The organism is Mycobacterium sp., assembly GCF_049608025.1.
Classification (GTDB): Bacteria; Actinomycetota; Actinomycetes; order Mycobacteriales; family Mycobacteriaceae; genus Mycobacterium.
Genome location: NZ_JBMYXC010000026.1, coordinates 19,481 through 44,760, shown reverse-complemented (window position 1 = coordinate 44,760; position 25,280 = coordinate 19,481). Strand labels below are relative to the sequence as shown.

At 64.3% G+C, this 25,280-nt stretch carries 19 protein-coding genes and 2 pseudogenes; 11 read left to right on the top strand and 10 right to left on the bottom strand.

Features of this window, described 5'->3' with window-relative positions; translation table 11 throughout:
* From ACPGXI_RS10670 to ACPGXI_RS10655, 4 genes and pseudogenes are all read right to left on the bottom strand, one after another.
* Positions 1–706, bottom strand: a pseudogene (locus ACPGXI_RS10670) (glycoside hydrolase); the annotation flags it as partial.
* A 94-nt stretch (positions 707–800) separates the two neighbouring features.
* Positions 801–1,283 (bottom strand): nitroreductase family deazaflavin-dependent oxidoreductase, encoded by a 483-nt coding sequence (locus tag ACPGXI_RS10665; protein WP_526652605.1) that lies wholly within the window; start codon positions 1,281–1,283, stop codon positions 801–803.
* A gap of 73 nt (positions 1,284–1,356) precedes the next feature.
* Positions 1,357–2,223, bottom strand: coding sequence for a cytochrome c biogenesis CcdA family protein (locus ACPGXI_RS10660; protein ID WP_526652603.1), 867 nt, complete (start codon positions 2,221–2,223; stop codon positions 1,357–1,359).
* An 11-nt stretch (positions 2,224–2,234) separates the two neighbouring features.
* Complete coding sequence (locus tag ACPGXI_RS10655; protein ID WP_526652601.1) at positions 2,235–2,741, bottom strand: protein disulfide oxidoreductase; 507 nt, start codon at positions 2,739–2,741, stop codon at positions 2,235–2,237.
* Positions 2,742–2,915: 174 nt separating this feature from the next.
* Between ACPGXI_RS10655 and ACPGXI_RS10650 the strand changes: the two genes are divergently transcribed.
* Together ACPGXI_RS10650 and ACPGXI_RS10645 are read left to right on the top strand one after the other, a co-directional pair.
* A complete protein-coding gene (locus ACPGXI_RS10650; RefSeq protein ID WP_526652599.1) occupies positions 2,916–3,437 on the top strand; it encodes a transglycosylase family protein in 522 nt (173 codons plus the stop codon).
* 79 nt (positions 3,438–3,516) lie between these two features.
* The gene (locus ACPGXI_RS10645; RefSeq protein ID WP_526652597.1) at positions 3,517–4,182 is read left to right on the top strand and encodes a GNAT family N-acetyltransferase; all 666 of its coding nucleotides are present in this window, start codon (positions 3,517–3,519) and stop codon (positions 4,180–4,182) included.
* 31 nt (positions 4,183–4,213) lie between these two features.
* On the opposite strand, the gene ACPGXI_RS10640 is transcribed toward ACPGXI_RS10645, so the two are convergent.
* On the bottom strand, positions 4,214–4,876 hold the full coding sequence (locus ACPGXI_RS10640; protein WP_526652595.1) for a DUF6629 family protein: 663 nt from the start codon (positions 4,874–4,876) through the stop codon (positions 4,214–4,216).
* A gap of 245 nt (positions 4,877–5,121) precedes the next feature.
* Here ACPGXI_RS10640 and ACPGXI_RS10635 point away from each other — a divergent pair, with 245 nt between their 5' ends.
* Entirely contained in the window at positions 5,122–6,657 is a 1,536-nt protein-coding gene (locus tag ACPGXI_RS10635; RefSeq protein WP_526652593.1) for an aldehyde dehydrogenase family protein, read from the top strand.
* Between the two features lie 57 nt (positions 6,658–6,714).
* Positions 6,715–8,706 carry a GMC family oxidoreductase N-terminal domain-containing protein gene (locus ACPGXI_RS10630; protein ID WP_526652591.1) on the top strand — a complete coding sequence of 664 codons (1,992 nt, stop codon included), beginning with the start codon at positions 6,715–6,717 and terminating at the stop codon, positions 8,704–8,706.
* A 49-nt stretch (positions 8,707–8,755) separates the two neighbouring features.
* Here ACPGXI_RS10630 and ACPGXI_RS10625 read toward each other — a convergent pair whose 3' ends face one another.
* On the bottom strand, positions 8,756–9,850 hold the full coding sequence (locus ACPGXI_RS10625) for an esterase/lipase family protein (protein ID WP_526652589.1): 1,095 nt from the start codon (positions 9,848–9,850) through the stop codon (positions 8,756–8,758).
* A 197-nt stretch (positions 9,851–10,047) separates the two neighbouring features.
* On the opposite strand from ACPGXI_RS10625, the gene ACPGXI_RS10620 reads away from it, so the two are divergent.
* The 3 genes from ACPGXI_RS10620 (at position 10,048) to ACPGXI_RS10610 (ending at position 16,439) form a co-directional block, all read left to right on the top strand.
* Positions 10,048–12,828, top strand: coding sequence for a heavy metal translocating P-type ATPase (locus tag ACPGXI_RS10620; RefSeq protein ID WP_526652587.1), 2,781 nt, complete (start codon positions 10,048–10,050; stop codon positions 12,826–12,828).
* Positions 12,829–13,026: 198 nt separating this feature from the next.
* Positions 13,027–14,271, top strand: a complete 1,245-nt coding sequence (locus ACPGXI_RS10615) for a glycosyltransferase (RefSeq protein ID WP_526652585.1) — start codon at positions 13,027–13,029, stop codon at positions 14,269–14,271.
* Between the two features lie 719 nt (positions 14,272–14,990).
* A complete protein-coding gene (locus ACPGXI_RS10610) occupies positions 14,991–16,439 on the top strand; it encodes an NAD(P)-binding protein (protein WP_526652584.1) in 1,449 nt (482 codons plus the stop codon).
* On the opposite strand, the gene ACPGXI_RS10605 is transcribed toward ACPGXI_RS10610, so the two are convergent.
* Complete coding sequence (locus ACPGXI_RS10605; protein ID WP_526652582.1) at positions 16,402–17,553, bottom strand: NAD(P)-binding domain-containing protein; 1,152 nt, start codon at positions 17,551–17,553, stop codon at positions 16,402–16,404. The genes ACPGXI_RS10610 and ACPGXI_RS10605 overlap by 38 nt on opposite strands.
* A 374-nt stretch (positions 17,554–17,927) precedes the next feature.
* Between ACPGXI_RS10605 and ACPGXI_RS10600 the strand changes: the two genes are divergently transcribed.
* The 3 genes from ACPGXI_RS10600 to ACPGXI_RS10590 all read left to right on the top strand — a co-directional run bounded on the left by ACPGXI_RS10600 (position 17,928) and on the right by ACPGXI_RS10590 (position 21,381).
* Positions 17,928–18,230 (top strand): DUF732 domain-containing protein, encoded by a 303-nt coding sequence (locus tag ACPGXI_RS10600; RefSeq protein WP_526652580.1) that lies wholly within the window; start codon positions 17,928–17,930, stop codon positions 18,228–18,230.
* A gap of 643 nt (positions 18,231–18,873) precedes the next feature.
* Positions 18,874–19,569 carry a hypothetical protein gene (locus ACPGXI_RS10595; protein ID WP_526652578.1) on the top strand — a complete coding sequence of 232 codons (696 nt, stop codon included), beginning with the start codon at positions 18,874–18,876 and terminating at the stop codon, positions 19,567–19,569.
* A 1,491-nt stretch (positions 19,570–21,060) separates the two neighbouring features.
* Entirely contained in the window at positions 21,061–21,381 is a 321-nt protein-coding gene (locus ACPGXI_RS10590; RefSeq protein ID WP_526652576.1) for an ion channel, read from the top strand.
* A gap of 54 nt (positions 21,382–21,435) precedes the next feature.
* Here ACPGXI_RS10590 and ACPGXI_RS10585 read toward each other — a convergent pair whose 3' ends face one another.
* The 3 genes and pseudogenes from ACPGXI_RS10585 to ACPGXI_RS10575 form a co-directional block, all read right to left on the bottom strand.
* Positions 21,436–21,717 carry a GlsB/YeaQ/YmgE family stress response membrane protein gene (locus ACPGXI_RS10585; protein WP_526652574.1) on the bottom strand — a complete coding sequence of 94 codons (282 nt, stop codon included), beginning with the start codon at positions 21,715–21,717 and terminating at the stop codon, positions 21,436–21,438.
* Positions 21,718–21,967: 250 nt separating this feature from the next.
* Positions 21,968–22,945: an endonuclease/exonuclease/phosphatase family protein gene (locus ACPGXI_RS10580; RefSeq protein WP_526652572.1), complete on the bottom strand. Its 978-nt coding sequence runs from the start codon at positions 22,943–22,945 to the stop codon at positions 21,968–21,970.
* 140 nt (positions 22,946–23,085) lie between these two features.
* Positions 23,086–23,236 (bottom strand): annotated as a pseudogene (locus ACPGXI_RS10575) (IS3-like element ISMysp3 family transposase); the annotation flags it as partial.
* 359 nt (positions 23,237–23,595) lie between these two features.
* On the opposite strand from ACPGXI_RS10575, the gene ACPGXI_RS10570 reads away from it, so the two are divergent.
* The gene (locus ACPGXI_RS10570) at positions 23,596–25,221 is read left to right on the top strand and encodes a class I adenylate-forming enzyme family protein (protein WP_526652571.1); all 1,626 of its coding nucleotides are present in this window, start codon (positions 23,596–23,598) and stop codon (positions 25,219–25,221) included.
* Positions 25,222–25,280: the final 59 nt, after the last annotated feature.

Genomic DNA, 25,280 nt, shown 5'->3' with positions numbered 1-25,280 from the left:
GGGCGTTCGGTGGCGGCGGGGCGTTCGGTGGCGGCGGGGCGTTCGGTGGCGGCGGAGGTGTGGCGGGGTTGTCGAACGCGGCCCGCTGCTGCGGTGTCAGCGCTGCGTACTGCGCTTCCGCGGCGGCGATCTGTCGTTGCAGTTCGCTCCACTTGGCCTGCAGGTCCGCGGACACCGCGGCAGACCGCTCGGCCGCGGCGCCGGCGTCGGCGGCCGAATCCTGTGAGGCGCGAGCGGCACCGGCCGCGTTTTCGCGTGCTGCCTGAAACGCCTTCATCTGATCGGCCATCTTCACGCCGAGAGACCGTTCCAGCCACACCTGGTCGATCAGCTGTTGCGGGGAGCCTGCGGTCAACGCGGCCGCAAACCAACCGGTGCGTCCACTGACATAGGTCATCGCGGCCACCCTGTCGACGGCGGCCTGATGGGTGTCCAGTTGGGCCCTGGAGGCCTCAAGGGCCATCATGTCGACGCGATGACGGGCTTCAGCCGTCGCCTGAACAGCGAGTTTGGCGTCGAGGTCGTCTTGGGCGGCGCTGACGGCGGCACGGGTCTGCACCGCCTGAACGGACAACTCGTTGAGCCTGGCCAGTGCGTCAGCCGCCGGATCGGCCTTGACGTCGCCCACCATCGACAGCGCCAGAACCAGGACTGCGGCCGCGGCACCGCACCCTGTTCGCCCAAGCGACGAGCGCACCCTGGTAATCCGGATGGTCAACCAACGATCCTTCGCTGTGGGGACCGAACTCGGTCCAGCTAGGTATGCCTCAGACAGGGTAGACCGTCCAGGCAGACCAGCTTCAGCCAACCGGGGTCAGGACGAACACCGGGATCTGGAACCCGGTCCTGGATGAATACATCGCGTAGTCCGGCCATGCCTCGATGGCCCGCGCCCACCAGGTGGCCCGCTCGTCACCAAACACCTCGCAGGCGTCGTAGTCACCGCTGCCCGGACCGTCCTGGAGCTCCACCCGCGGGTTTTTCTTGACGTTGTAGTACCAGAACGGAGGCTTGATCGCCGACGTCGGCGAACCCGTCTCGGCCTCGCCTTCTGCTACCGAGGCCGCCGTCGCCGACGCGACGATCGCGTACTGACCATTGTTCTCCACCCGCATCAACGGGGTCTTCCGGAGCTTTCCCGTCTTCGCCCCGACCGTTGTCAGAAGGATGACGGGCTTCCCGTCCAGCTCGGTGGCAGCGTTGCCGCCGGATGCCATGTACGCCTCGGCTTGTTCACGGGCGTAGACCACCGGGCCGGGAGCGTAGTCACCTGATAGCGGCATCGCTTCAGCATAACCCCGGCCCCGGGCCACAATCGGCTGGACAAAGTTGCCGCAGCGATCTGAAACGCTGCCCTCAGACCTTGCGCCGGGATCGGCGCTGAAGCGCCCACCCGGTCGCGGCGACCAGAAGCACAGCCAGCGCAAGTGCCCACGGCCAGCCGCCCTGCTGATACACCCAGCCCGCTACCGCACCCTGCAATCGCCCCGCCCCGGCGATCACCGCATCGCCGGTGTCGGCATTGCCATGGAACAACCGGAGCTCGTAACTGCCGTAGTAGGTCACGTAGGCGCCGATCAGGATCACCAGAGCGCCGCCTATCCGGTTGACCGCGGGCAGCACCCGCCGCATCCGCGCGGCCACGGTCACGCTGGCGAGCGCCGCGGCTACGGCAAGGGTTCCCACGATCAAGGCGAAACCGGCCGCGTAGCTCAGATACACCGCGACCGCGTCGGACAGGGAACCGCGCGCGCCGGCCGCGGTGACCGCCAGAAACGGACCGACGGTACACGCCAGTGAGGCCACCGCGTACGCCACGCCGTAGCCGAACATCGACCACAGTCGTGCCGTCGGCGCCAAACGGGCAGATGTCGCCGCCGTGGGCAGCGACACCTTCAACTCCTTCCCGGCCAACAGCGCCGCGCCGAGGCCCATCAGGGCGATCCCGATGACGACGGTGACGATCGGCAGGTAGCGCTGCAGGGTCGAGGCGACCGACAGCGTCACCGCGCCGAAGGCCGCGAACACCACGAGGAACCCCAGCGTCATGGTCAGTGTCGCCACAATCGCACGCCCAACCGCGGCGGGTCGGCCTCCGACCCCACCATCGACACTGTCACCCACCACAAAGGCCAGGTATCCCGGCAGCATGGCGAAACCGCAGGGATTGAGCGCGGCCACCAGACCCGCCGCGAACGCCAGACCGAGGAGTTCGTGATTCACCGGCGCCGTCCTTACCCGGCCAGCGCGGCCACCCGATCGGCGAGTTCCTGTTCGGACATCGCCGATGTCGGATTGTTGGAGAAGGTCGATGTGCCGTCCGGCTTGACGAACAGGAAGGCAGGCTGCCACGGAACGTTGAAGGTCTGCCAGATCGACCCGTCTGCGTCATTCAGATTGGTGAAGTCGAGGTTGTACTTCGCGACGAATCCTTGCATCGCCGCGACATCGGAGCGTGCCGCCACACCCACGAAAGTCACCTGCGGATTACTGGCGGCGACCCGACTGACTGAGGGTGCCTCGGCATTGCAGAACGGGCACCACGGGGTCCAGAACCACAGCACCGCGGCCTTGCCCTGCAGGCTGGAGCCATTGAACGGCGCACCAGACAGGGTCGTCCCGGTGAAATCCAGGCGGGGGTCGGCGTTCGCGACTGGTGTGGCAGGAAGCGCGCTCAGAAACGCCGCCGCCAGAAGAGCGGCCCCTGCGGCCCGAACGCTTCGACGCAATTGATTTTTCATGGATCTGCCTCTCGTTGGCTTCACAGCGGTTGCCCCGGTCAACACCGGACTGCGATTGGGATACGAGGCAGGGGCTCGTTCGGATTGGCCCGGTGTAAGAAGTGCCAGAAAACTCTTAGCCAAAAAGTTTGTGACCGGAGTAACGCCTGAGTCGAGTGTGGCGACAGACCAGACATGAAAAACATCCGGAAGTTCATCTCGCTGGCAGCCTTCACCGGTGCGTTCGTCGTCGCGCTGATGGCCTTGACGGGGATTTCCGGAATGTCGTCAGGCACCGCTCACGCAGACAGCGTGAACTGGGACGCCATCGCCGAGTGCGAATCCGGCGGCAACTGGGCGATCAACACCGGTAACGGCCACTTCGGCGGTCTTCAGTTCAAGCAGGCCACCTGGGCCGCCAATGGTGGCTTCGGCAATCCGGCGCAGGCCACTCGTGAGGAGCAGATCCGCGTCGCCGAGAATGTGCTCGCCACCCAAGGCATCGGCGCGTGGCCGACCTGCGGCAAGAAGGCCGGCGCTGCCCCCGTCATCACCACCGTCTCCAATACGACCATCCCGGCCGCTACCGCTCCCTTCGCCACCTCGGTCGCCCCGGCCACCTCGGTCACCCCGGCCGCGGCCGACGCCTGGTACCCCGGCAAGCACCTGCTGGCCGCCGTCAGCAAGATCGTCAACAGCATCCCGCAGGCCCGCTAGATCGCCGGCCGCCGCCAGTGCGCATCGAATCCGAGCCGGATCGATGCGCAGTTGCGGTATACGGAACTAGGGTGACGTCATGACCGATCAGGATCAGACGGCCGCCCGCCGTGAAATCGCCGATGCTCTGCTGTCCGCGCTCAATAATCGCCATGAAGTTCTCGACGTGATCGTGGAGGCCGACGACAGGCCGGCCGCGGTGGCGGCCATCGCAGCGCTGTTGGGCACGTCGACCCGGGGCGGTGAGGCGGTCATCGGTATGGCGTTCGATCAACTGACGAAGGACTCGCGCCGCAAGATCGCCGCAGAGCTCGATGATCTCAACAGTCAGCTGACATTCATGCAGAACGAGCGACCGGCGAGTACGGATGACAGCCTGACCTTGCGCCCGTTCGCCGGTGATCCGGACCGGGATATCTTCGCCACCAGATTGGAAGAGGTCGGCGTCACCGGCGATGGATCCGGCCAGCCCGCACAACCGCTCGACGACGAGATCCGCTTCGCCCAGCGCCGCATCGACCAGGAGGATGCCGCCTGGTTCGTCGCTGTCGTCGAGACGGCGAAAGTCGGGATGGTGTTCGGTGAGCTCGAGCGAGGCGAGGTGAACCTCAGGATCTGGATTCACCCCGAACACCGGAAGAAGGGCTACGGTACCGCCGCGCTCCGGCGGTCGCGTTCGGAGATAGCGGCGTATTTCCCTGCTGTTCCGATGGTTGTCCGCGCCCCCGGCGCCAAGCCGACGTAGCGGCGCCCGGCCGACCTGGCCGACGCCGGTCTCAGGACGTGGGCACCAATTCACCATCCATTCGCTCCGCTTCGGGGAGCCGTCGCCGCCGAATCATGTGCACGAGGATGAGTATCGAGGAAACAGCGGCGAAGACGCACCACAGCGACGCGAACTCCTGGAAGTAGAACACGGCGACCAGCACCAGCCCCACCAGGTTCACTGCGCCGAATGCGACGATCGTGCGGTAGCCCGACATCAGCGGTGACCCGATCACCGCGATGATGTAGAGCACCGCCCACACGATGGGATGATGAACCTCGGTGGCGTATTCGAGGCCGTTTGCGTGCCGGATCACCTCAACCGGCTGGGCCAGAACCACGAAGGACAGGTAGACGGACACCGCGGCGCCCAGTGCCACGAACGGTGCCACCCGGAGGCGAGCGGACCGAGGCTCGAGCAGCATCACAGCGATCGGGACGTAGGTGGGCAGCAGCGGCCAGGCTATGAATAAGTACGCGCGCATTGCCAGATCCGCCACGCCGGCGGAAACGTCTCCGTCCAGGCCTGCCCACACGGCGACCTCGAGGAACTGATGTATCGAGAACAATGCGGGCAATAGCGCGAACGGCAACTCCCGCCGGTGTCTGACCTCCCTCAACGACAGCACTGCCACCGGCACCAGCGCGGTACCTACCACCAAGTCAGCCGTCATCGAGAAGCACACGACCGATATGGTCGCACGGCGGCTGCCCGCAGGGGGCGATGTGCACGCAGAACACTTGAGATCGGCCCCCAACGGGCTCCCAAGCCCCTAGCACCGCAGCGGCTTCAGACTTCCGATGAACACGCCCTAGAAATGAGCTCGATTGCGGTGAACAATCGAGCTATCAGCCCGATCGCCAGTCGGCGCTGCCAGTTGCAGGCTATTCCATTCCACCGACATACCCCGGAGACGAAATGCACAGCATGACTACCCAACCGGAAATGGGCCGGGATGACCGACATCCGCAGATCGCGGTGGAAGACCCTGCCACCGGTGTAGTTATCGGATACGTGCCGGATATGGGATCTGAAGAGGTCGCCGAGCTGGCGCGGCGTGGCCGGGCCGCGCAGCCGGGCTGGGAAGCGTTGGGCTTCGACGGTCGCGCGCTGGTGCTCAAGCGGATGCAGCGGTGGTTGATCGACAACGCCGACCGGGTAATCACCATGATCTGCTCTGAAACCGGCAAGGCCTACGAAGATGCTCAGATTGCCGAACACATCTACGGTGCGGCAGCGTTCGGGTTCTGGGCCGACAACGCGCAGAGCTATCTGGGCGACGAACGGATCCGGTCCTCGTCCTTCTTCGTCAAAGGTAAGCGGCTCGTCCAGCGCTACCGGCCGTTAGGGCTGATCGGCGTCATCGGACCGTGGAACTACCCCCTGACCAACTCGTTCGGTGACTGCATTCCCGCCCTCGCGGCCGGCAACAGCGTGATCCTCAAACCCTCGGAGATCACGCCATTGACGTCACTCCTACTCGCCGACGGGCTGGCCAGCTGCGGGCTGCCCGCCGACGTGTTCGCTGTGGCGACCGGGCGCGGCGCTACCGGCGTGGCGCTCATCGACGAGGTGGACATGATCATGTTCACCGGGTCCACTGCCACCGGCCGCAAGGTCGCGGTCCGCGCCGCCGAGCGGCTGATCCCTTCATCGCTCGAGTTGGGCGGCAAGGATCCGATGATCGTGCTCGCCGACGCCGACATCGAACGCGCGGCCAACCATGCCGCCTACTACTCGATGTTCAACTGCGGCCAAACCTGCATCTCGATCGAGCGCTGCTATGTCGAGGCGCCTGTCTACGATGATTTCGTTGCGCGGGTGACCGAGAAGGTGCGGGCGATTCGCCAGGGCGTGCCCGCCGGTCCGGGCAGCATCGATGTCGGATCGCTGACCTTCCCTCCGCAAGTAGACATCGTCGAGCGCCACGTCACCGACGCACTCGAGCGCGGGGCCAAGGCGCTGACCGGGGGGCACCGGGGGCGCACCGAAGGGTACTGGTTCGAGCCGACTGTCTTGGTCGACGTCGACCACGACATGGACTGCATGCGCGAAGAAACCTTCGGCCCGACGTTGCCGATCATGAAGGTCGCCGACGCGGAGGAGGCGATCCGATTGGCCAATGACTCCGAGTACGGCTTGTGCGCGGCGGTGTTCTCCCGAGATCTGGCCCGTGCGGAGAAGGTGGCGCGGCGGGTGAATGCGGGTGCGGTCACCATCAACGACGCGCTGGTGAACTACACCGCGATGGAGCTGCCGATGGGCGGGGCCAAGCCGGCCTCCGGGGTCGGCTACCGTCACGGACCCGGTGGAATCCGCAAGTACTGCCGCCCACAGGCCCTGCTCATCTCGCGCTTGCATCCGCGCCGCGATATCCACATGCACCCTTATTCGAACCGGCGCACTCGCCTCATCGGCCGGCTGCTGCGCCTGCTGTATCGCGGGCGGGACTGATCGCGTTCCGCGCTGCCGACGTCGCCGCCAGCGCCGTACCACCGAAAGGAACCCATCATGAACCTCGACGCCGCGTGGCTGAGCGAGCAGCGTCGACAGACACTGAAGGCGTTGTGCGACACCGTCGTACCCTCGATCGAGCGCGCTGAGGATCCGGACGGCTTCTGGGCCCGCTCGGGCAGCGATCTGGGCGCCGACCTCGGACTCATGGACGCGCTCGCAGCGATGCCCGCCGAACAGCGAGACGCCCTACTCGGGCTGGTCGACGCGCTGGCCGCCCAGGGCATCGCGGCCGCGCCACGGCAATCGCGCGAGGAGTTGCTGGCCGCCACCGCGAAGCTCGGACCGGCCCCCGCGGTCGGGGTGAGCATATTGACCAAGCTCATCCTCATGTACAGCTACGGCCTGACCGACCCCACGACCGGACGCAACCCGATGTGGGCGCGGTTCGGCTACCCCGGGCCGACAGTTCAGCGACCGATCGGAACCAAGACAATCACTCCTGTTGTGCCCGAGGGTGACGTCGAACTCACCGCCGACGTGATCGTGGTCGGTTCCGGTGCTGGTGGCGGTGTGATCGCGGCAAGGCTCGCTCAAGCGGGCCGACGCGTGGTGGTCCTTGAGGCCGGCGGCTACTTCGACGAGGAAGACTTCGACCAGATCGAACTGCACGCCTACCGCAACACCTTCTGGCGGGGCGGGCCGACGCCGACCGCGGACATGAACCTCACCGTGCAGGCCGGCACCGGCCTAGGCGGGGGTACCACGATCAACTGGACAAACTGCCTGCGTACCCGCCCATGGGTTCGGCAGGAATGGGCGCAGGAATATGGCCTCGACGGGGTCGCCGGGCCGGAGTTCGACCACCATCTCGACGCGGTCTCCGCGCGGATGTCGGTCAACGACAGATGCTCGGACTTCAACGGCCCCAACCAGCGACTCAAGGACGCGGCGGCCAACCTGGGCTGGGCCGTCACCCGGCTGGCGCGCAACACCGACGAGGCTCGGTACTCACCAGATACTGCCGGCTACTTGGGATTCGGCGATCCCACCGGTTCCAAGCAGGGCACCATGAAGACCTATCTGCAGGACGCGTTCGACGCCGGCGCGAAGATCCTCGTGCGCACCGCAGCCGAACAGATTCTCCTCGACGGCAACGGCCGCGCCGCCGGTGTCGCCGCTACCCACACCGACCCGACGACCGGCGCGACCGCAGCCGTGACCGTCCGTGCGCCGCGAGTCGTCGTAGCCTGCGGCGCCCTGGAAACCCCCGCGCTTCTGCTCCGGTCCGGCATCGGCGGTCCGGCGGTGGGAAAGAACTTGCGGCTGCACCCGGTCATCGCGGCCATCAGTGAGTTCCCTGAAGACCAAGAAGCCTGGTGGGGACCGTGCATGACGGCATGCATCGAGGAATTCGAACGCCCCGAGCACGGCTACGGGTTTCTCATTCAGGCGCCACAGTTCACCACCGCCTCCTCCTCGGCGTTCATCCCCTTCACGGGCGGGACGGCGCACAAGACAGTGATGAGCGGCCTGTCCAAGATCTCCTGGGCGATTGCGATCATGCGCGATCACGGTTCTGGCGAAGTGACCATCGACGAGGGCGGTCGAGCTGTCGTGACCTACTCGGTGACCGACCCGATCGATCTGGCCAACCTGCGCGCCGGGGTCGATGCGATGGCTCGCGCCCACCAGGCGGCGGGAGCACAGCAGATCTTCGTGCTCGCCGACGGACTGCCCACCTGGCAACAGGGTGATGACCTCGATGAATTCATCGCCAATGCGCAGTCGATTCCGTTCAGTGCCGGTGGATACCAGATGTTCTCAGCCCACCAGATGGGCAGCTGTCGGATGGGCGTCGACCCGCAGATCAGCGTCGCCGATCCGAACGGGCAGCTGCATGACACGCCCGGCGTGTGGATCGGCGACGGCAGCGCGTTCCCGACCTCGTCGGGCACCAATCCGATGCTGACCATCATGGCGCTCGCCGACCGCACCGCCGACAAACTCATCGCTGACAAACTCATCGCTGACACCCCAACGGAATAGCCCCGCCCGCGGCCCAGAGAGGGGGTCGTTCAGCGCAGCCGTCGAACCGTTACCCCCATACGGGCGGCACCATTTCACTGGGCACGGTACGGGGGCCGTGTGCGGGGGCCTTGCTTCCGTCCAGAGCGTTGAGCACCATGGTCGCAGCGCGGCGCGAGCCCGCGATGGCCAAGTGGTCGCTGAAGTCATGGGCGCAGGTGTCCTGTACAACGATGTTGATCACGTCTTCGCCAGATCCGCCCGGTACCTGCCCGCTGGTGTAGGGGCGGACGAATTCGTCGTAGCGAGTCGATATGTTCACATATCGGATACCCGGAACGTACGGGCTGCCACCATCATTGAGCGTCTGAAGCAATTCGGAACCGCGGATCATCTGCGGTGCGGAAGCGAAGTGCACATGGTGGGTGATGTCCAGGGCGACATGGAACTCGACTTGCCCGGCGAGCTTGTTGGTGAACACCTCGGTGCCCTGCCACAGCGGCGCCAGCGACACGTACTTGCCGATCTTGTCTTTTCCGCCCAACACCTTGGCGTAGTAGCCGGGCACGAGAGTGCCCTGTGAGTGCCCGATCACGTCGACCTGGTGGGCGCCGGTTTCTGCCAGCACCTTGTCGACGAACTCACCGAACTCGGCTGCCGAATCCTCGATGGGCGCCATTCCGCCCAGTGCCGAGAGAGGCCAGGGGGCGGTTTTGACCGCCCCGAATGTCAGGGTGAACGGCGAGAACCCCTCGGCCACCAACAGTGGCACGTAGGCGCCCCAGTTGGTTTGGCCGCCTCCTGCGGTGCCGTGCATCAGCACCACCGGGTTGGGATGGGCTGTGGACAGCGGCCGGTCCCACTCATTGGCGCCGGGCAGGTTGCCGCCGGGGTTGAGGACTTCAGGTGGCACACCGGCGAAGAAGTCGTAGTTGATCTTGCGGCCATCGTTGGTGTGAAGCGACTCCACTTCGATGCCGGCGGAGCGCATCGCGGCCACCGCGGGGCGTTCGATCTCACCGCCGGCCTTCACTCCGGCCGCCACTACTCCGTCCCCGAGGCGCATTCCCGTCCGGAGAGATTCGCCGGCGGCCAGCGACCCGATCCGCAAGGGGAACTTCGCGGCATCGGCGAGGACCTGGGCGGCCCTGTCTACAACGGCCATAACTGGCGACGGTACCGGATGCGCAGACCGATCGACACGTCATCACCGTTAGGCAGATGGAGGTTTCCGCACCGTGCGGGGGCATCGTCATCACGTGTCCGGCACCTTTCCCCTATCGCCGAACTCGTTATCCCGGTAGAACGGACCGTGAACGGATCCGGTACAACACTGGGTACGTCAACGAAAGAGGCGCTGATATGGGGATTTCCGACGTCATCGTGATCGTCGCCGCTGCCGCGATCCTAGGGTTCCTGGGGTGGTTCTTCTTCGGGCCCAAGACCGCTCGCCGAGCCCAATTGGTGAGCGGGATCCAGGAGGTCGACGTGACGGTCAAGGGCGGCTACTCCCCCGCGGTGATCCGGGTCACCGAAGGGGTGCCGCTGCGGTTGCGGTTCGATCGCCAGGAGTCTGGCGATTGCACGGCGCGGGTGGTGTTCCCGGACTTCAACGCCTCCAAGACGCTGCCGGCGTTCGGCACGGCCACCCTGGAGTTCACGCCGGACAAGATCGGCGAGTTCGATTTCGCCTGCGGGATGAACATGATCCACGGAACCCTGATCGTCGAACCTCCCGATGGCTCCCCCTCAACAACCGGTGCCAGCGGCCGAGAGCTCGCCGCCGCAGTCGGCGTCGGCCCATCCACCGAGGAGACCGTCCCCACCGAACGCGTCGAGTTCCGCGTCTCGAACATGTCGTGCGCGTCGTGCGTGGTCAACATCGAGTCGGTCCTCGGGGGGCTGCCCGGGGTGGACAAGGTCGAGGTGAACTTCGGGACTGAGAGAGCTACCGTCGATTTCGACTCCACGAACATCACCGCCACCGAAATCCAAGCCGTGGCGAGCAATGCCGGCTACCGATTGGAGCTTCGGGCGGGCCAGGGATCAACTGACACCGCAGACACCGAATCCGCCGAACGCCGAGCCGAGATCGCCGACCTGTCAAGGCGAGTGGCGTTGGGCGCGGTCCTGTCCGCCCCGGTGATGGTCGCGGTCATGGCAAAAGATCTGTTCGGCGCCGACTGGGTACCGGAGTTCATGTTGAACCCGTGGTTCCAGCTGGCCCTGATCGCACCGGTGATGTTCTACTCCGGCTGGCCGATCCATCGAACCGGCTGGCTGACACTGCGGCACCGGGCAGCCGACATGAACAGCCTGATCACGATCGGCACCATCGCCGCCTTCGGCTACAGCCTGCTCGTGACGCTGGCGCCCTCGGCGGTACCCGAACACGTGCGTGAGGTCTACTACGAGGCCGTCGGGGTGATCATCACGTTGATCCTGTTGGGGCGGCTGTTGGAGGTACGGGCCAAAGCCGGCACCGGAGACGCCATCCGCAAACTCATTGGCCTGCAGGCCAAGACCGCCACCCTCGTCCGAGACGGCACCGAGGTGGAGGTCCCGGTCGAGAACCTGCTGCCCGGCGACCTCGTGCTCGTTCGCCCTGGTGAGAAGGTCCCCGTCGACGGGGTGATCATCGAGGGACGCTCGACACTGGATGAGTCCATGGTCACCGGCGAGTCCATCCCGGTGGCCAAGGAAGCCGGCGCCACTGTCATCGGAGCGACGATGAACCAGACCGGCGCCTTCCGATTCGAAGCGACCAACGTCGGCGCTGACACGATGCTGTCTCAGATCATCACGCTGGTGGAGCAGGCTCAGGGCTCCAAAGCCCCCATCCAGCGGCTCGCCGACCTGGTGTCCTCCTACTTCGTGCCTGCGGTGATGGCGATCGCGGTCGTCACGTTCGCCGTCTGGTTCACCGTCGGCCCCGAGCCCGCCCTCACTTTGTCGTTGGTGGCGGCCGTCGCGGTGTTGATCATCGCCTGCCCGTGCGCCCTCGGTCTGGCCACACCGCTGTCGATCATGGTTTCGACCGGAAAAGGAGCCGAACACGGCATTTTGATCCGCTCCGCCGAAGCGCTGGAAACCGCCCACAAGATCGACACCATCGTGTTGGACAAGACCGGCACTATCACCCGCGGCGAACCTGCCCTGACCGACGTCCTTGCCGCCGGCACCTTGAGCGAGGACCAGTTGCTGCGCCTTGTCGCCTCGGCCGAACAGTCCTCGGAGCACCCCCTGGCCCAGGCCATCGTCAACGGCGCCCGAGACCGCGGCCTCGCCCTCGCCGACACCACCGAATTCGATTCCGTAACCGGTAAGGGAATCCGGGCCACCGTGGAGGGCCGCGACATCCTGATCGGAAACCAGCGCCTACTCGACGACGCCGATGTCGACACCACCGCCCTCACCGCCGAGATGGACCGACTCGCCGAAGAGGGGCGAACGCCGATGCTGGTCGCCGTCGACGGCGCCCCTGGCGGCGTAGTCGCGGTAGCCGACACCGTCAAAGAAGAGTCCGCGGCGGCCATCGCGGCACTGCGGGCCCTGGACATCAGCGTGGCCATGATCACCGGTGACAACGCCCGCACCGCCGCCGCCATCGCCCGCCAGGTCGGAGTCGAACGCGTCCTGGCTGAGGTGCTGCCCGAACACAAAGCCCTCGAGGTCCGCCGACTTCAGGCCGAAGGCGGCATCGTGGCGATGGTCGGAGACGGCATCAATGACGCCCCCGCATTAGCCCAAGCCGACGTCGGCTTCGCCATCGGAACCGGCACCGACGTCGCCATCGAATCCTCCGATATCACCCTGATCTCGGGCGCCCTCGACGGCGTAGTCACCGCCATCACCTTGAGCCGGGCCACCATGAGCAACATCCGCCAGAACCTGTTCCTGGCATTCATCTACAACGGCATCGGCATCCCCATCGCCGCCGGAGTGCTCTACCCCGTCATCGGCATCCAACTCAGCCCGATGATCGCGGCCGCCGCCATGGCAGCCTCGAGCCTGTCTGTCGTAGGCAACGCCAGCCGACTACGCCGCTGGTACCCCCATACCGTCGACACCACCAAGGTCCCCGAGGCAACCGAACCCAGCATCGAAACCGGCGCCGACAAAGCCACCCAGGTCACGGCCTAGTTCTGCGTGCGTCACCCAGAGCAGTGCCGCCGGGTGCCTGCCCGCGCGGAGTGGGGCTGAATTCGGTGTACCCACCGCGCGCTAGGCTCGCCCACTACCAAGCCGCCAACGAGCGCATCGCGACCAGGGCCTGACCGTGCAGTGCAGCGGCGGCCTCGCCGTTGACGATCTCCTGGCTCGACGTTTTGAGAGGTTCAGATGCATGTCGCGCTGTTCACAGATCTTCATCCTGCGACTCTCGGGGGAGCTCAGATTTCTGTGTCCAGCCAGCGTCACGCTCTCGAACAACTCGGGCACAAGGTCACGGTGTTCACCCCACCGCTGACGAAGACTCCCGATCCCGATCCCCGCGTAGTCGAGCTGAAACCGGTGCCCGTCATCGCTCAGCTCGCGCGGACATTGGGCAGATACGACGACTTCGTTCTCGTGTGGCCCTCCCGGGCCAACGGCGCGATCATCGACGAGGCGTTCCGCGCGCGGGGGCCCTTTGACATCGTGCACGCCCAGGGCGACCTGGGTGTAGCGGTGGCCGGCGTAGAAGCCGCGCGTCGGCACGGCATTCCAGTTGTTCAAACCAAACACAGCCGCTATGACGCGTACTTCGAACAAGCCACCCCCGCTCCGCTTTTCCTCGCGGCCGTCGTGAGCCGCATGCAAAAGCCCTATCTCGCCAGGGATGTCGCCTATACGCCGAGGTCAGAAGGACTGGCCGCACGCGTTGCCTGGCGTTTCATGGTCGCGCACGCACAAGCGGCAGACCACGTCATCATACCGACGAAACACTTCGCGCGCTCGCTGGTCGATCGTGGAGTCAGCCGCCCAATTACCGTCATTTCCAACGGTATTGACGACGACCTCATCGAACGTGCGATGGCCGCCGAGGTTGTGGTCCCACCCGACACCGAGCCGCTTCGTCTCATCTGGTGCGGCCGCTTGTCATCAGAAAAGCGAGTCCTCGCCGCAGTGGAGGCCGTTGCTCTGGTGGATGGTTGCACGCTCGACATCTACGGCGAAGGCCAGTTGGCGGCGTCGCTGAGAAAGACGATCGATTCTGCTGGCCTCTCCCGACGGATCCGGCTGCATGGTCCGGTCGATCACGAGAAATGCCTCATGGCTATGAAGTCAAGCAGCGCAATGCTTTTCACATCCTACGGATTCGACACCCAAGGGCTGGTCTTGCTGGAGGCGGCCGCGATGTCATTGCCCACGATCTATTGCGACCCCGCCCTGAGCGAGACGGTTCCCGAGGCCGGTGGAATTCTCGCCGCCGACCCCTCCCCCGCCGCGATCGCGGCGGCCATTGGACTGGTCACCGACGACCGGGCCAGGTTGAGGGAGATGAGCGACATCGTTTCGGCTCACCCCGACATTCCGCTCCAGTCCGTGCAGACGACGAAGATTCTTGCCATCTACAGCAGCCTGGTCGGCGATCTGCCTGCATAACCCAGAGCACCTTGACGTGCTCCCGAGGCCCACTGCCGAGCACGTCCGAATCGCAGTTTCCGCAACGCCGGGCGGTGCTGCTCTCGGGCGCCGCCCGGCCCATCTTCAGGGCCTCCGGGCGTGACCAGAACGTGCGGAGAATTTGCCATGGAGCACGGCGCCTCGTCAAACGGGGGTAGCGATCGCTCACTCCGCAGCTGGCTGATCGTTTGCCACGCTACCTGGCCTTGAGGGATAGATAGCTAGTCGGAAGGCCAAATTAAGTCGATCAGATGTGTGCTGAGTGCAGCCGATGAGGTTAAATGTACCAAGGAGGCGGTCGGGTTGCTGGGGAGGACGAGCCTGACCGCCTCCCCTCAGTGGGCTGGTGCCAGCATGACCTGTAACGCATTCCGTGCATGCAGGTAGAAATCGAGCCATGGCTTCAGCCGCTCGGGCAGGTGCTGATCGACGTCAGCCGCGATGTTGATTGGCGTCTTGCACGTAGCTCTGGGTTCTGGTGCCGTCTCCGTTGTGGCTCTTGCGGATTGAAACTTCACGCAACGGCGGAACCTGCCGGCACACGGAGCGGTCTCAGACATTGCAGATGCTCTGAGACGCACCGCCTAAAGCGGTACGTGAGGCAGTGCCGGGAACTTCCATGGAATTGCTAACTGTGCATCTGGCCCGGGAACGCCTCGGCATGTCCTTGCTTGATCATCCTCAGATACCGTTGAGCCGTGGCAGTGGTCAGCACGACCGTGGATAGCGACTATCTCGTAGTCGGCGCGGGAGCCTCGGGGATGGCCTTCACGGATGCCCTCGTCGGTGCAGCCAACGTACACGTGACGATGATTGATCGCCGTCACCGTGCGGGCGGGCACTGGCTCGACGCGTACCCGTTCGTCCGGTTGCACCTGCCTTCAGAGTTGTACGGTGTCGCATCAACACTGCTGGGGGGCAATCAGGTCCAGGTCGACGGACCGGAAGCAGGCTTGCCCGCCCGCGCGTCAGCAGCCGAGATCGACGCCTACTACCAACACGTCATGGCCGGATTGACGGCCTCAGGCAAAGTCAGCTTCCATCCCAACTGCGAATATCTCGGCGATGGGCGCTTTGTATCCCGGATTTCAGGGCAGCAATACGAAGTGTCGCCCAACTGCCGAGTGGTTGATGCCCGCTACCTGTCCCCCGACATTCCGGCCTGTACATCCCCTCCGTTCAGGGTGGCCGACGGCGCGAGGGCGATCGCGGTCAATGATCTCGTCGGAATCAGTCAGGCCCCCAGCCAGTATGTGATCGCCGGTTCCGGCAAGACGGCCACCGACGCCTGCGTATGGCTGTTGGGCAATGGCGTGGATCCGGAAGCCATTTGTTGGATTCGTCCCCGTGATCCGTGGATGTTCAACCGCGCCGTATTCCAACCTGATCCTGCGGTCTTCTTCGGGATGTCTGCGGGCATGATGGAAGCGGCGGCCAACGCTGCAACACCCGACCAACTATTTCTGGAATTAGAGGCGGCCGGGATCATGTTTCGCATCGACCCTGCCGTGACGCCCACCATGGCGAGAACGGCCACCGTGAGCCAATGGGAGCTCAATGAATTGCGGTCGATCAAGAACGTGATCCGGCAGGGCCACATCCGCGCAGTCACACCGGGGCACATCCAGTTCGCTGAAGGCGACCTTCCGATCGCGCCGGACGCAATCGTCGTGCACTGCGCTGCGTCTGGATTGAAGTGCCCACCCCTGGTGCCGGTCTGGGGCGAGCAGGCGATTACCGTCCAGCTGGTCGGGAACGCCCTACCGTGTTTCGGTGCTGCACTCATCGGCTATGTCGAGGCGACACGCGGTAGCGACGACGAGAAGAACCGGCTTTGCCCGCCTTTGCCATACCCCAACAGCCCTACCGATTGGGTGCGTACGCAAGTCCTCTCCGAGCATGCATTCTCGCGGTTTTGCGCTGAGCCTGACATCAAGGCGTGGGCCGACCGCACCAACCTGCACCCCGCCCGCGTACCGCCTGGGCTGTCGAACGATGCCGACGTGGTTACCGCGGTCCATCGATATCAACAACATCGGACCGCCGGACTAGCTCAGATGGCTAGGTTCTGCGGACTCCCGGAGGGAGAAACCGCCCGCCCAGCTGGTCTCATGCCCCTTCGCGTTGGCGAGCGAGAGCGCCGATGACGGCCTCGACCTGTTGGTATCCGTTCTTGAGCAGGAACCCGGGATGGGTGCCGTAACTCTTCATGCCGACCACGAAGAGCCGGCCACCAGGGTCGATTCGAAGCTCTGCCGCGTCGTAGTCCATCGCATAAGCAGCCAGTTTGGCGCCGTCGATGGTGAGGGCGCTCCTTCCGCCGGAGTCGGCAAGGCGTTTGCCGACTCCGACAGGGCAGCGGAGTCGCGGGTCGATCTCGAGTTCCAGGGAGTTGTAGAGATCGAGATCCGGTTGGAATCCGATGTTGGCGACGATTTCGTCAACCACGACCTCGTTTCCTGCTTCGGACCGCACAATGATCCGTGCTCCGTCATGCGAGCGGCAGCAGACTGACTCAACGTTGAATTCGTTGATGATGTCCAGGGAGCCCTCCTGGATCAATCTGCTCAACTTGTCAGCGTGTTCCTTGAGGACGCCGACGGTGTCTTTCTTTCGGTCGAGGATCTCGTCCACGCTGGCCCCGCTCTGCAACCAGATCACGTTCACGCATCCCAGGGCGGTGAGCTCAAAAATGGAATTGCATGCTGAGTCGCCCATACCGACCACTGCGATGGTCTTGTCGCAGTAGTTCCGTGCCTCCGCTTTGTCAGGGATGTGATAGTGCAGCAGCGGGTTCACGTTGTCGTCGAACAGGCGCAGTTGCCTGGGATTGAACCAGGTTCCGCTGGCATCGATTACGTAGTTGCACTCAAAGCTCGTCTCGCTTTCCTCATCTGAGAAGTGCAGTAGAAAACTTGAGTCCGCCCGCCTTTCGACGCGATGCACGTGGTGGCCAAAGCGGATGTGATCGGCCATTGCTGGAAGTTGCGCCAGAGGCTCCAAATAGTCCGAAACAAGGAGGCCGCCGGTCAGGTAGACCGGCAGATTCGTCGGACTCCAGCCGCTCTGGCGGAGCAGTAGAGCGCAGGACCGGTCGATGTTCCAGGCCGCCGGGCTGAACATCTTCACGTGCCCCCACTGGCGGACTGCGTGTCCGATTTCGTGGGAGGCTTCGAAGAGAGTCGCCTCGAGGTTGTGTTCGAGGGCGTGGGCGAGGGCGGCCGTACCGATCGGACCGCCGCCGATAATCGCCAGCTTCATGGTTGAACTCCTCCTGGGACTGCTCCTGGGACCGCTCCGGCAGGGACGCCACCGGGCATAGGTTCGCCCCACCATCCATCGAATCGTTGAGCCACTACCCGTCGTCCTTATCCGTGCCTGGGGCGCCCATCATCGGTTGTCTCCCTGTTCATCCGACGCGATCCCAATCCCAGATTAGACCTACCGATAGCGGCCTGCCGGTGTGTTACGCGTGCCCCCGGGAAGTCTGGTGCGTTGCTGTACCGGTTGCGGTAGGCCCGGTGCACGCGGGCAACCCGCTGGGCCGGTGTTTACGCCGATCCAGCGGTCTGTGTCACTGGGTCGTGCGAATGTAATGGGGGGAGGGCCGGATGCGACCCCCAAGGGAAAAGGGGATGGACATGAGACGTGCGATGACAGCTCTGATCGCAGCAGTGGTTACCGCTGTCGCCCTAGCCAGCGCGGCTGGTGCCGTGCCGGACCAGGGCACGCCTGAATTCGACGCCTATATGCAAGGTTTGGAACGCAACGGGTTCAACTTGAACCCTGACACCGCGTGGCGCGTCGCTCACCAGGCGTGCGAAGGCAGCATACCGGGGTTTATCGGATGGGAGATGGTTGCGCAGGGGGTCGTCGGCCCTGGAGCGCAACAGCGGTTGATGGACGTGGCAAGAAAATACACGTGCCCCATTGCGTAGTGGCCCGTCGAGCGCTGCCGGGGGTGCTCCGGGCGCACCCATGAGGCGAATGCTTCGCCCCGACTAACGCCGTGATGTCCGATGTCGGAATCCTCACGGGACCAACCTAATCCCCGCTGTCACCGATGCGGGGCTCGCCGGCCGTTAAAGGGACAGGGACTGTTGCAGGACCACCGGCGGGACGGTAAGCACGACTATCACGTACAGAAGCATGACTATCACGCACGGCGGAGCCATGCCCGCGCCGATTGTCGGCAACACCAAAGCTGCGGGTTCGGGACAGCTGGCGGTTTTGTAGGCCAGTAGCGGCCGAGGAGCGGTGTCAGACCCCAGGCCTAGCCTGTCCACCATGGATGGCAATCGGCGTCGGTCGGGGCTATGGGCCGCCGTGGTGGGAGGAGTTGTCTGCGGGGTCATGGTTGCGGTGCTCACCTGGCACTCGCCAGTTTCTTGGTGGCTAATGATCACCGCGGCGGTAGCCGGCCTGGGTTTCGGCAGTCGGCCAATTCTCCGTCTGCTCCGCGAGCGCAGCCCCGAATTTCGGCGACGTCGCCGAGAGCTCAAACAGCATGCAGAACAACAGAATCAGTGGGTACTACGGGGCGACAGCAGAGGGATTTACGGCCCCGAAGGAGCGAAAATGATGAGTTCGGTATTGGGGCTCCCGGTACCGGCCACACCCGATGCGGCGGTCGAGGCACAGGATGATGTCTCAGCCGCGGCGGTCGTAGATGACCCTGACGACATCGATCAAATGCTGGTGGACAAGCCGCCCGGATGGCGCGCCGCGGCATTCACCTCCGTGCTGGTGCAGCGACGAGCGATAAGTGGATCGGCGTTGCTCGACGCCGAACTCGGTTACATCGACCCAACAGGTGACGATATCTGCGATACCGATGAGCTAGGTGTGACCCTGACGGTTCTGCTCGCCAAGATGTCCGAAACCCTCGGTGATCTCCAAACACTGGCCGACTCGGCTGTGTTCAGGGTGGCGCTCCAGGGTTCAGACGAGGACGGCAGGCCCGAAGATGTTGTCCACATTGCGCATCGGTTCATGGACTATCACGATCAGTTCTTGGCGTGTTCCGAAGTATGCCGCAGTTGCCACGTCCCGCTGCGATACAGGGGCCTGCAACGGGACTGTGCGCTCCTGCTGGCCATTCCGCTGCGCGGGTTCCGCGAGTTCATCGACGAACTCGTCAAACGCGTCGAAGAGTTCCCCGACGTCGTGCGGTGGGCAGTAGGCGACATCACGGTCGAACCGGTAATGCTGGAGATGCCCGACGATCCCAAGCTTAGGAGACGGGTGTTCAAGCAATTAGACGAGTTACGAAGCTGAGCCGACTCCCCGATGGAGCAACACTGCACACAACGTCATGGACTGGGGTCCTCCGGGTCGAATGCATCAGGAAATCCCGGTGCTGATGGTGTCCTTTTCGGTAATTCGATTGGTCGCGCAACTTCAGGGCTGCCCTCGGGGGGGACCCCCTCGTCAGCCCGCACCGGCTCGGAGAAAGGCCCAATCGGTTCCATGTGGTCCGCGCAGGCATTCGGCTGAGGGGTCATATACGTTTTCCAGGCTCCGGGAGGATTCGGTGCCGGTGCCAACGTGTTGTCGGGACACCTCCAGGTGCAACTCGCTCCGCCCGCGCCGAACGTGCTGTCGCCACCGAAGCCTCCCCGGCCGAAACCGACACTGCTGCCGGCCTCGCACTGCAGATGACTCCCGTTGATCTCGGTGGGGAAGTTACAAAAGAAACCGCCCCCGAGGACCGCGTTCACGCCAATGCCGACAGCGGGATACTGGCACTCATCGGCTTTAGCCGTTGGCGCTGAAAGTGTTATCGCCGGGAAAGCGGCTGCCATCGACAATAAACAAATCGATCCCGCCCGCCTTTTCGTCACTACTAGAACCTTCCTCCACCCAAGAATGGATTCATGAGACCCGCGTCCGGGGATCGCAGTTATCGGTCGTGAAGGCCACCGCTGTTGCCGGAGTTTTGGTGGCCGAGCCCAACCCGCAGCACATGTGCGCCCCGTCTGCTGCCACGATTCGCCAGATTACACAGTCCTACGGGCCGGTCTCGATGGCGCGGTGCGTAACGTCCTGCTCCCAAAGAACCCAGCGACAGCCGATCAGCGGCCCGGTATCGCTCGCAGGGGACCAAGCACATCGAAGTGGCCGACGCGTCCAAACTTCTGCTTTAGCCGAGAGCCTGTGATACCGCAGCTCAGCATCCTGAATATCTGAACCTGCGACCACTTGCCCCCTCCGTCCGTCCGGAGGTCGTCGTCGGAACCGTGAGCAAGGATGGTGTTGGCGTCGACTACGACATGTGCGGCAACGCAACCGAAACAGGGTGGGAGTGGCTACCATTTGAAGATGAATGCCACCCGCTTGCGACACCTCATCGCCGGCGGCCTCTTCGCGGCGTCGGCTATCTTTGCCGCTCCGGCCGCTGTGGCTCAACCCGATAACCCCGTAGATCCAGGCAACGCGGGAGACGTTGGCACATCTGACCCGCCAAACAATGCGAACGACGCGAGATGCATTGCGATGCCCTTCTGGATCCCATGCCAGGGCGGCAGTTACGGCCAGGTTCCCGGCGCATTCAACTGACGCTGATCGCGAAGCAGCACAAGTTCGTTCCGCCGGTGCGCTGATAGCGTCGGATTCACAACGCCTGTCCACTGAGTTGGCCCCGACCACCGCGCGGTTTCTGCGTTGGCCGGGGCCGCAATGGGGAGTTGCTTCCCAAGTCGGTTTCTCGTGGATCATGATGTCGCCGATGGCTACACCAATTTCATCGCCCAGGAAAGGAACACACGCATGAGCGATACGAATCAGACATTTGATCGCCATATCTATCGGGTGCTGCTTGGCATCACTGCCGTCACGATTGGCATCGGCACAGTGGTCTACCGCCTCGTCGAACACATGTCCTGGCTGGATGCGTACTACCTGAGCGTGGTCACACTCACCACCGTCGGATACGGGGACCTGTCGCCGCAGACGGCGTTTGGGAAGGTCTTCACGACCTTCTACATCTTCTCCGGCGTCGGTATCTTGACGACGTACATCGCCTACAACATGCGCCGCCTCTCAAACCGTTTCCTACCAAGGGCAGAGCACAAGGACGGCGCCGATTAGCGGTGCGGCCGGTGGCGGCGGCCACCGAGACGGCGGAATCCGCGGCTATTTCTCTCAGGGCTTTGCGTCGGCGATGCGATCGCGTCTCTTCTTCGCGATCGCCTGCCACACGGCCGTGACGATCAGCGCACCGATCAGCGATCCGATCACGCCGCTGGGCCTGATGGCCAGTCCGTCACCCGCGATCAGGCTGGACAATAGTCCTCCGACGAAAGACCCAAGGATCCCTGCGACGAGTGCCAAGGTCCAGTCGATCTGGGTCGAGCGGCGGCCCATGATGAGCTGGGCAACCCAGCCGATGGACATACCAAAGACGATCAGGGCGAGAAGCAACATGGACGGTCAGACTACCGGCCCCCGCACCGACAGTTCGACCCGGTGGAGCGTCATGGTGCGCGCCCAGCCGGATGATCAGGACACGGCTGCGAAACTCTGGCCGGCGCGAGACGTACCTGATCCCGCCTGCAAACCTGCCACGGCAGGCGGTACCTGCCGGTGAGTACGTGCAGCAATCAGGGTTCACCGAACAGGCATGTTCGGACAAGCATGTTCCGTTCGCGCCGGTGCCGCACCATATCGCCGGTGGCTAGGACGCCGTTGGGTCCAGCGGCACCTGGATGGTTGCCAGCAGTGCACGGTGATCGGAGCCGGGGATGTCGACGGTTCGGATCGATGTGGCGGCGGCGTTACGCGTGAGCACGTGGTCGATGGTTATGACCGGCGGATACCACCTGTTGGAGGGATAGGTCGGCGCGAAGCCGGCCCCCGTCTGTTCTACTGCGTCGCGGTAGCCATCGGCCAATAGATCCCGGAACTGACGCAGGTCCGGTGTGCTGTTGTAGTCGCCGCCGATGATCACCGCCGCCGGGTCGGCGACGCGACCGAAGAAGGCCAACTGCTCCTTGGCGCTGGCCATGCCGAGACGCCAATCGTCGACAGTGTTCTGGTCTCCCGCCACCGGGGACATGACATGCACGCTTGCGACAAGCGGATCGAATCGCACACCGGGGACGCGCAGACGCGCGCCGGGCATCTGGACCCGCCACAGTTTGGGTGCCGACAGTGCTGTCAGGGGATATCTGCTCCATATGCCGATTCCCCCGGCGCCTGAGGAGGGCATCAGAAGTGAATGAGCGAACGTTTCGTCGATACCGACCTGCGAGAGGCGTGCGACCGCTTCTGGCGTCAGCTCCGCGACGGTCATGACATCGGCGTTTCCTTCGGCAACCTTGACCAGTGACGACGCGTCGGCGCGGCCTTTGAAGAGGTTGGACGAAAGCATCCGAATGGTGGCGTGGTCGCCGACTTCAGGTGGGCCACCAAAGTAGTACCAGGACACCTGCACCGCCAGGCTGGCTGTCGCCACCACTGCGGCGATAATCGACAGCAAAATTCGACGGCGCAGCGCCAAAAGAACCAGGACCGCAAGGGCGCCCACCGCTGTATACGGTGATCCGACGGCAACGACCAGGGCGGGCATGTTCGACGCCGTGTTGGCCCTTACCACCAACGTGAGGACGGCGAAAGCTAGAGCGGCCAGAGCTAGTGCTGTCAGCAGCAGCACGCGGATTCTGCCGAACAAGCTCGGTATGTCCTCCCTGCGGGCATGGTCGCGATGACGGATTAAGTATCTCAGAGAACGACGCGTAGGTGATCTCGACCAAAGCGTGTCGAACAACTCTGGTGCCGCTGCTGGTGGGCTCACATCTTCGTGGCGCCGTAGAGCGACTCCGGCTTACGCCGGCCGTGTTCGTCGGGCTCGTTAGTAGTCGGCCAGGATTTCGGTGATCGCCGTATCCCACAGCGCCCGTTGCGACGGAGCCCGGTTACGCCAGGCGTAGTAGGTTCTCGGAGCGCTCATCCCCCCGGGGGTGTACTTGCTTGGCATCGAGCCATCCTTCCCACAAGAGCCTTCCCACAAGAGAAGGTGCGCACGAAACCCGGGGCAGTTCAGAGTGGGGTCGGCGTCTGTTGTAGACCCGTTCGGCTGCGCGTCAGGTTCGGATTCACAAGCCGCAGATAACCTCTGGACACAAGCCCTATGGCACAGATGGGGTGCGCAGCGGTGGATTCAACTCGTTCAAAGACCCGGCGGCAGCCCGCCGCAAGAAGGGAGCCGCATCCGACGAGCCGATCTCAATACACAGGAACGTTTCGCAGACGCCACCGGTGGGGTGTACTAGTAGCTCAAGGCAGTCAACTGAAGAGGTGCACATGGATCTGGTCGGGATGCTGGCAGAGCCGGCGCGCCGCGCGGGATTAGAGGCGCGGTCGCTGGCGGTAATGGTGCGTGCCGGCTTGGTGGGCATCGAGCCGCCCGATAGGTTGCTGCGGATCATCAGCGCAGTGAACGATTACGGTCCGATGGGGGCCGCGCCGCGGATCGCCGCGTTGCGCCATGGCGACTATCCTGCGATCGCCGACGAGCGCGGCGAGCTCACCTTCCTGGAGCTCGAAGAGCAGGTCAATCGGCTCTGCAGCGCACTGCGCGCCCAAGGGTTGGATGCCGGCTCGAGCCTCGGCATCTTGTGCCGCAATCATCGCTCTCCGCTGATCGCCGGCTTCGCTGCTTCGCGCATGGGGATGAAGGGGATCTGGCTGAACACCGCGTTCTCGGCACGCCAGGCCAAGGAGGTCGCCGAACGCGAAGGCGTCGAGCTGCTCGTCTACGACGAGGCGCTGGCCGAGGCCGCGGCCGGCGTCGAGCCTGTTCACGGGAAGGTCGTGACTGCTACGGCGGATCCCGCCGCCGACCAACTCGAGCAGCTCATCGCCGGTGGTGATCCGGCTCCTCCGCCTGCGCCGGGACATCCGGGCAAGATGGTCCTGTTGACGAGCGGAACGACGGGAACGCCGAAGGGAGCGCCGCGGTCGGAGCCGCGCGGTTTCACCTTGCCGGGTGCGTTGCTCGAGCGGATGCCGATGCGTGCCCGCGAGGCTTCCATGATCGGCCCACCCCTGTATCACGGCACTGGCTTGACGGTCGCGCTGCTCTCGATCGGCCTGGGATCCAAGCTCGTCCTGCGCAGCAAGTTCGACGCTGCGCGCTTCCTTGATGATTCGGCCGCGCATGGCGCAACAACCTGGTGCGTCGTGCCGATCATGCTGCAACGTGTGCTTGCGCTCGGCGAGGACGAGATCCGCCGCCGGGACCTGTCCAGTCTGCGGGTCGTCTTCTGTGCCGGCTCGCAGCTACCGGCCGAGGTTGCGGTCAGGTCGATGGATGTGCTGGGCGACGTGATCTACAACATGTACGGGACAACCGAAGTCTCGCTTGCGACGATGACGACGCCGGCCGATATCCGCGCCGCGCCGACATCGGTCGGCAAACCGATGCTCGGGGTGAAAGTCAAACTTTTCGACGATCACGGCAAGGCGGTCACCGAGGGTGGGACTGGACGCATCTTCGTCGGAACCACGTCGCCGTTCGAGGGCTACACCGGCGGCGGCGGCAAGGACGTCATCGACGGCTTGATGTCGACCGGCGACGTTGGTCACTTCGACGACGAGGGGCGGCTGTACATCGACGGCCGCGACGACGAGATGATTGTCTCCGGGGGCGAAAACGTGTTCCCACGTGAGGTCGAGGAGCTGCTCCTTACCCACTCGGCGATAGATGATGTGGCGGTGATCGGCGTCGAGGACGCGGAGTTCGGCCAGCGGTTGAAGGCGTTCGTCGTCCTGGGCGAAGGCAGCATCACAGCGAAGGAGATACAGGAGTTCGTCAAAGACAACCTGGCGCGCTACAAGGCCCCGCGCGAAGTGGTGTTCCTCGACGATCTGCCACGAAACCCGTCGGGCAAGATCCTCAAGCGCGAGCTCGCCGCAACGCAGGGCTGATATGGCCCATCAGTCAATTTGCGATCCGAAGCAAGCACTCGAGCAGCGCCGCCAGGCGG

Bases quoted from the DNA above. Each gene is read 5' to 3' on its own strand.
- ACPGXI_RS10630 (WP_526652591.1), top strand. From the start codon at position 6,715: ATGAACCTCGACGCCGCGTGGCTGAGCGAGCAGCGTCGACAGACACTG.
- ACPGXI_RS10665 (WP_526652605.1), bottom strand. From the start codon at position 1,283: ATGCCGCTATCAGGTGACTACGCTCCCGGCCCGGTGGTCTACGCCCGT.
- ACPGXI_RS10585 (WP_526652574.1), bottom strand. From the start codon at position 21,717: ATGTTGCTTCTCGCCCTGATCGTCTTTGGTATGTCCATCGGCTGGGTT.
- ACPGXI_RS10595 (WP_526652578.1), top strand. From the start codon at position 18,874: ATGAGTTCGGTATTGGGGCTCCCGGTACCGGCCACACCCGATGCGGCG.
- ACPGXI_RS10600 (WP_526652580.1), top strand. From the start codon at position 17,928: ATGGACATGAGACGTGCGATGACAGCTCTGATCGCAGCAGTGGTTACC.
- ACPGXI_RS10615 (WP_526652585.1), top strand. From the start codon at position 13,027: ATGCATGTCGCGCTGTTCACAGATCTTCATCCTGCGACTCTCGGGGGA.
- ACPGXI_RS10655 (WP_526652601.1), bottom strand. From the start codon at position 2,741: ATGAAAAATCAATTGCGTCGAAGCGTTCGGGCCGCAGGGGCCGCTCTT.
- ACPGXI_RS10640 (WP_526652595.1), bottom strand. From the start codon at position 4,876: ATGACGGCTGACTTGGTGGTAGGTACCGCGCTGGTGCCGGTGGCAGTG.
- ACPGXI_RS10605 (WP_526652582.1), bottom strand. From the start codon at position 17,553: ATGAAGCTGGCGATTATCGGCGGCGGTCCGATCGGTACGGCCGCCCTC.
- ACPGXI_RS10590 (WP_526652576.1), top strand. From the start codon at position 21,061: ATGAGCGATACGAATCAGACATTTGATCGCCATATCTATCGGGTGCTG.
- ACPGXI_RS10650 (WP_526652599.1), top strand. From the start codon at position 2,916: ATGAAAAACATCCGGAAGTTCATCTCGCTGGCAGCCTTCACCGGTGCG.
- ACPGXI_RS10570 (WP_526652571.1), top strand. From the start codon at position 23,596: ATGGATCTGGTCGGGATGCTGGCAGAGCCGGCGCGCCGCGCGGGATTA.
- ACPGXI_RS10635 (WP_526652593.1), top strand. From the start codon at position 5,122: ATGCACAGCATGACTACCCAACCGGAAATGGGCCGGGATGACCGACAT.
- ACPGXI_RS10620 (WP_526652587.1), top strand. From the start codon at position 10,048: ATGGGGATTTCCGACGTCATCGTGATCGTCGCCGCTGCCGCGATCCTA.
- ACPGXI_RS10625 (WP_526652589.1), bottom strand. From the start codon at position 9,850: ATGGCCGTTGTAGACAGGGCCGCCCAGGTCCTCGCCGATGCCGCGAAG.
- ACPGXI_RS10645 (WP_526652597.1), top strand. From the start codon at position 3,517: ATGACCGATCAGGATCAGACGGCCGCCCGCCGTGAAATCGCCGATGCT.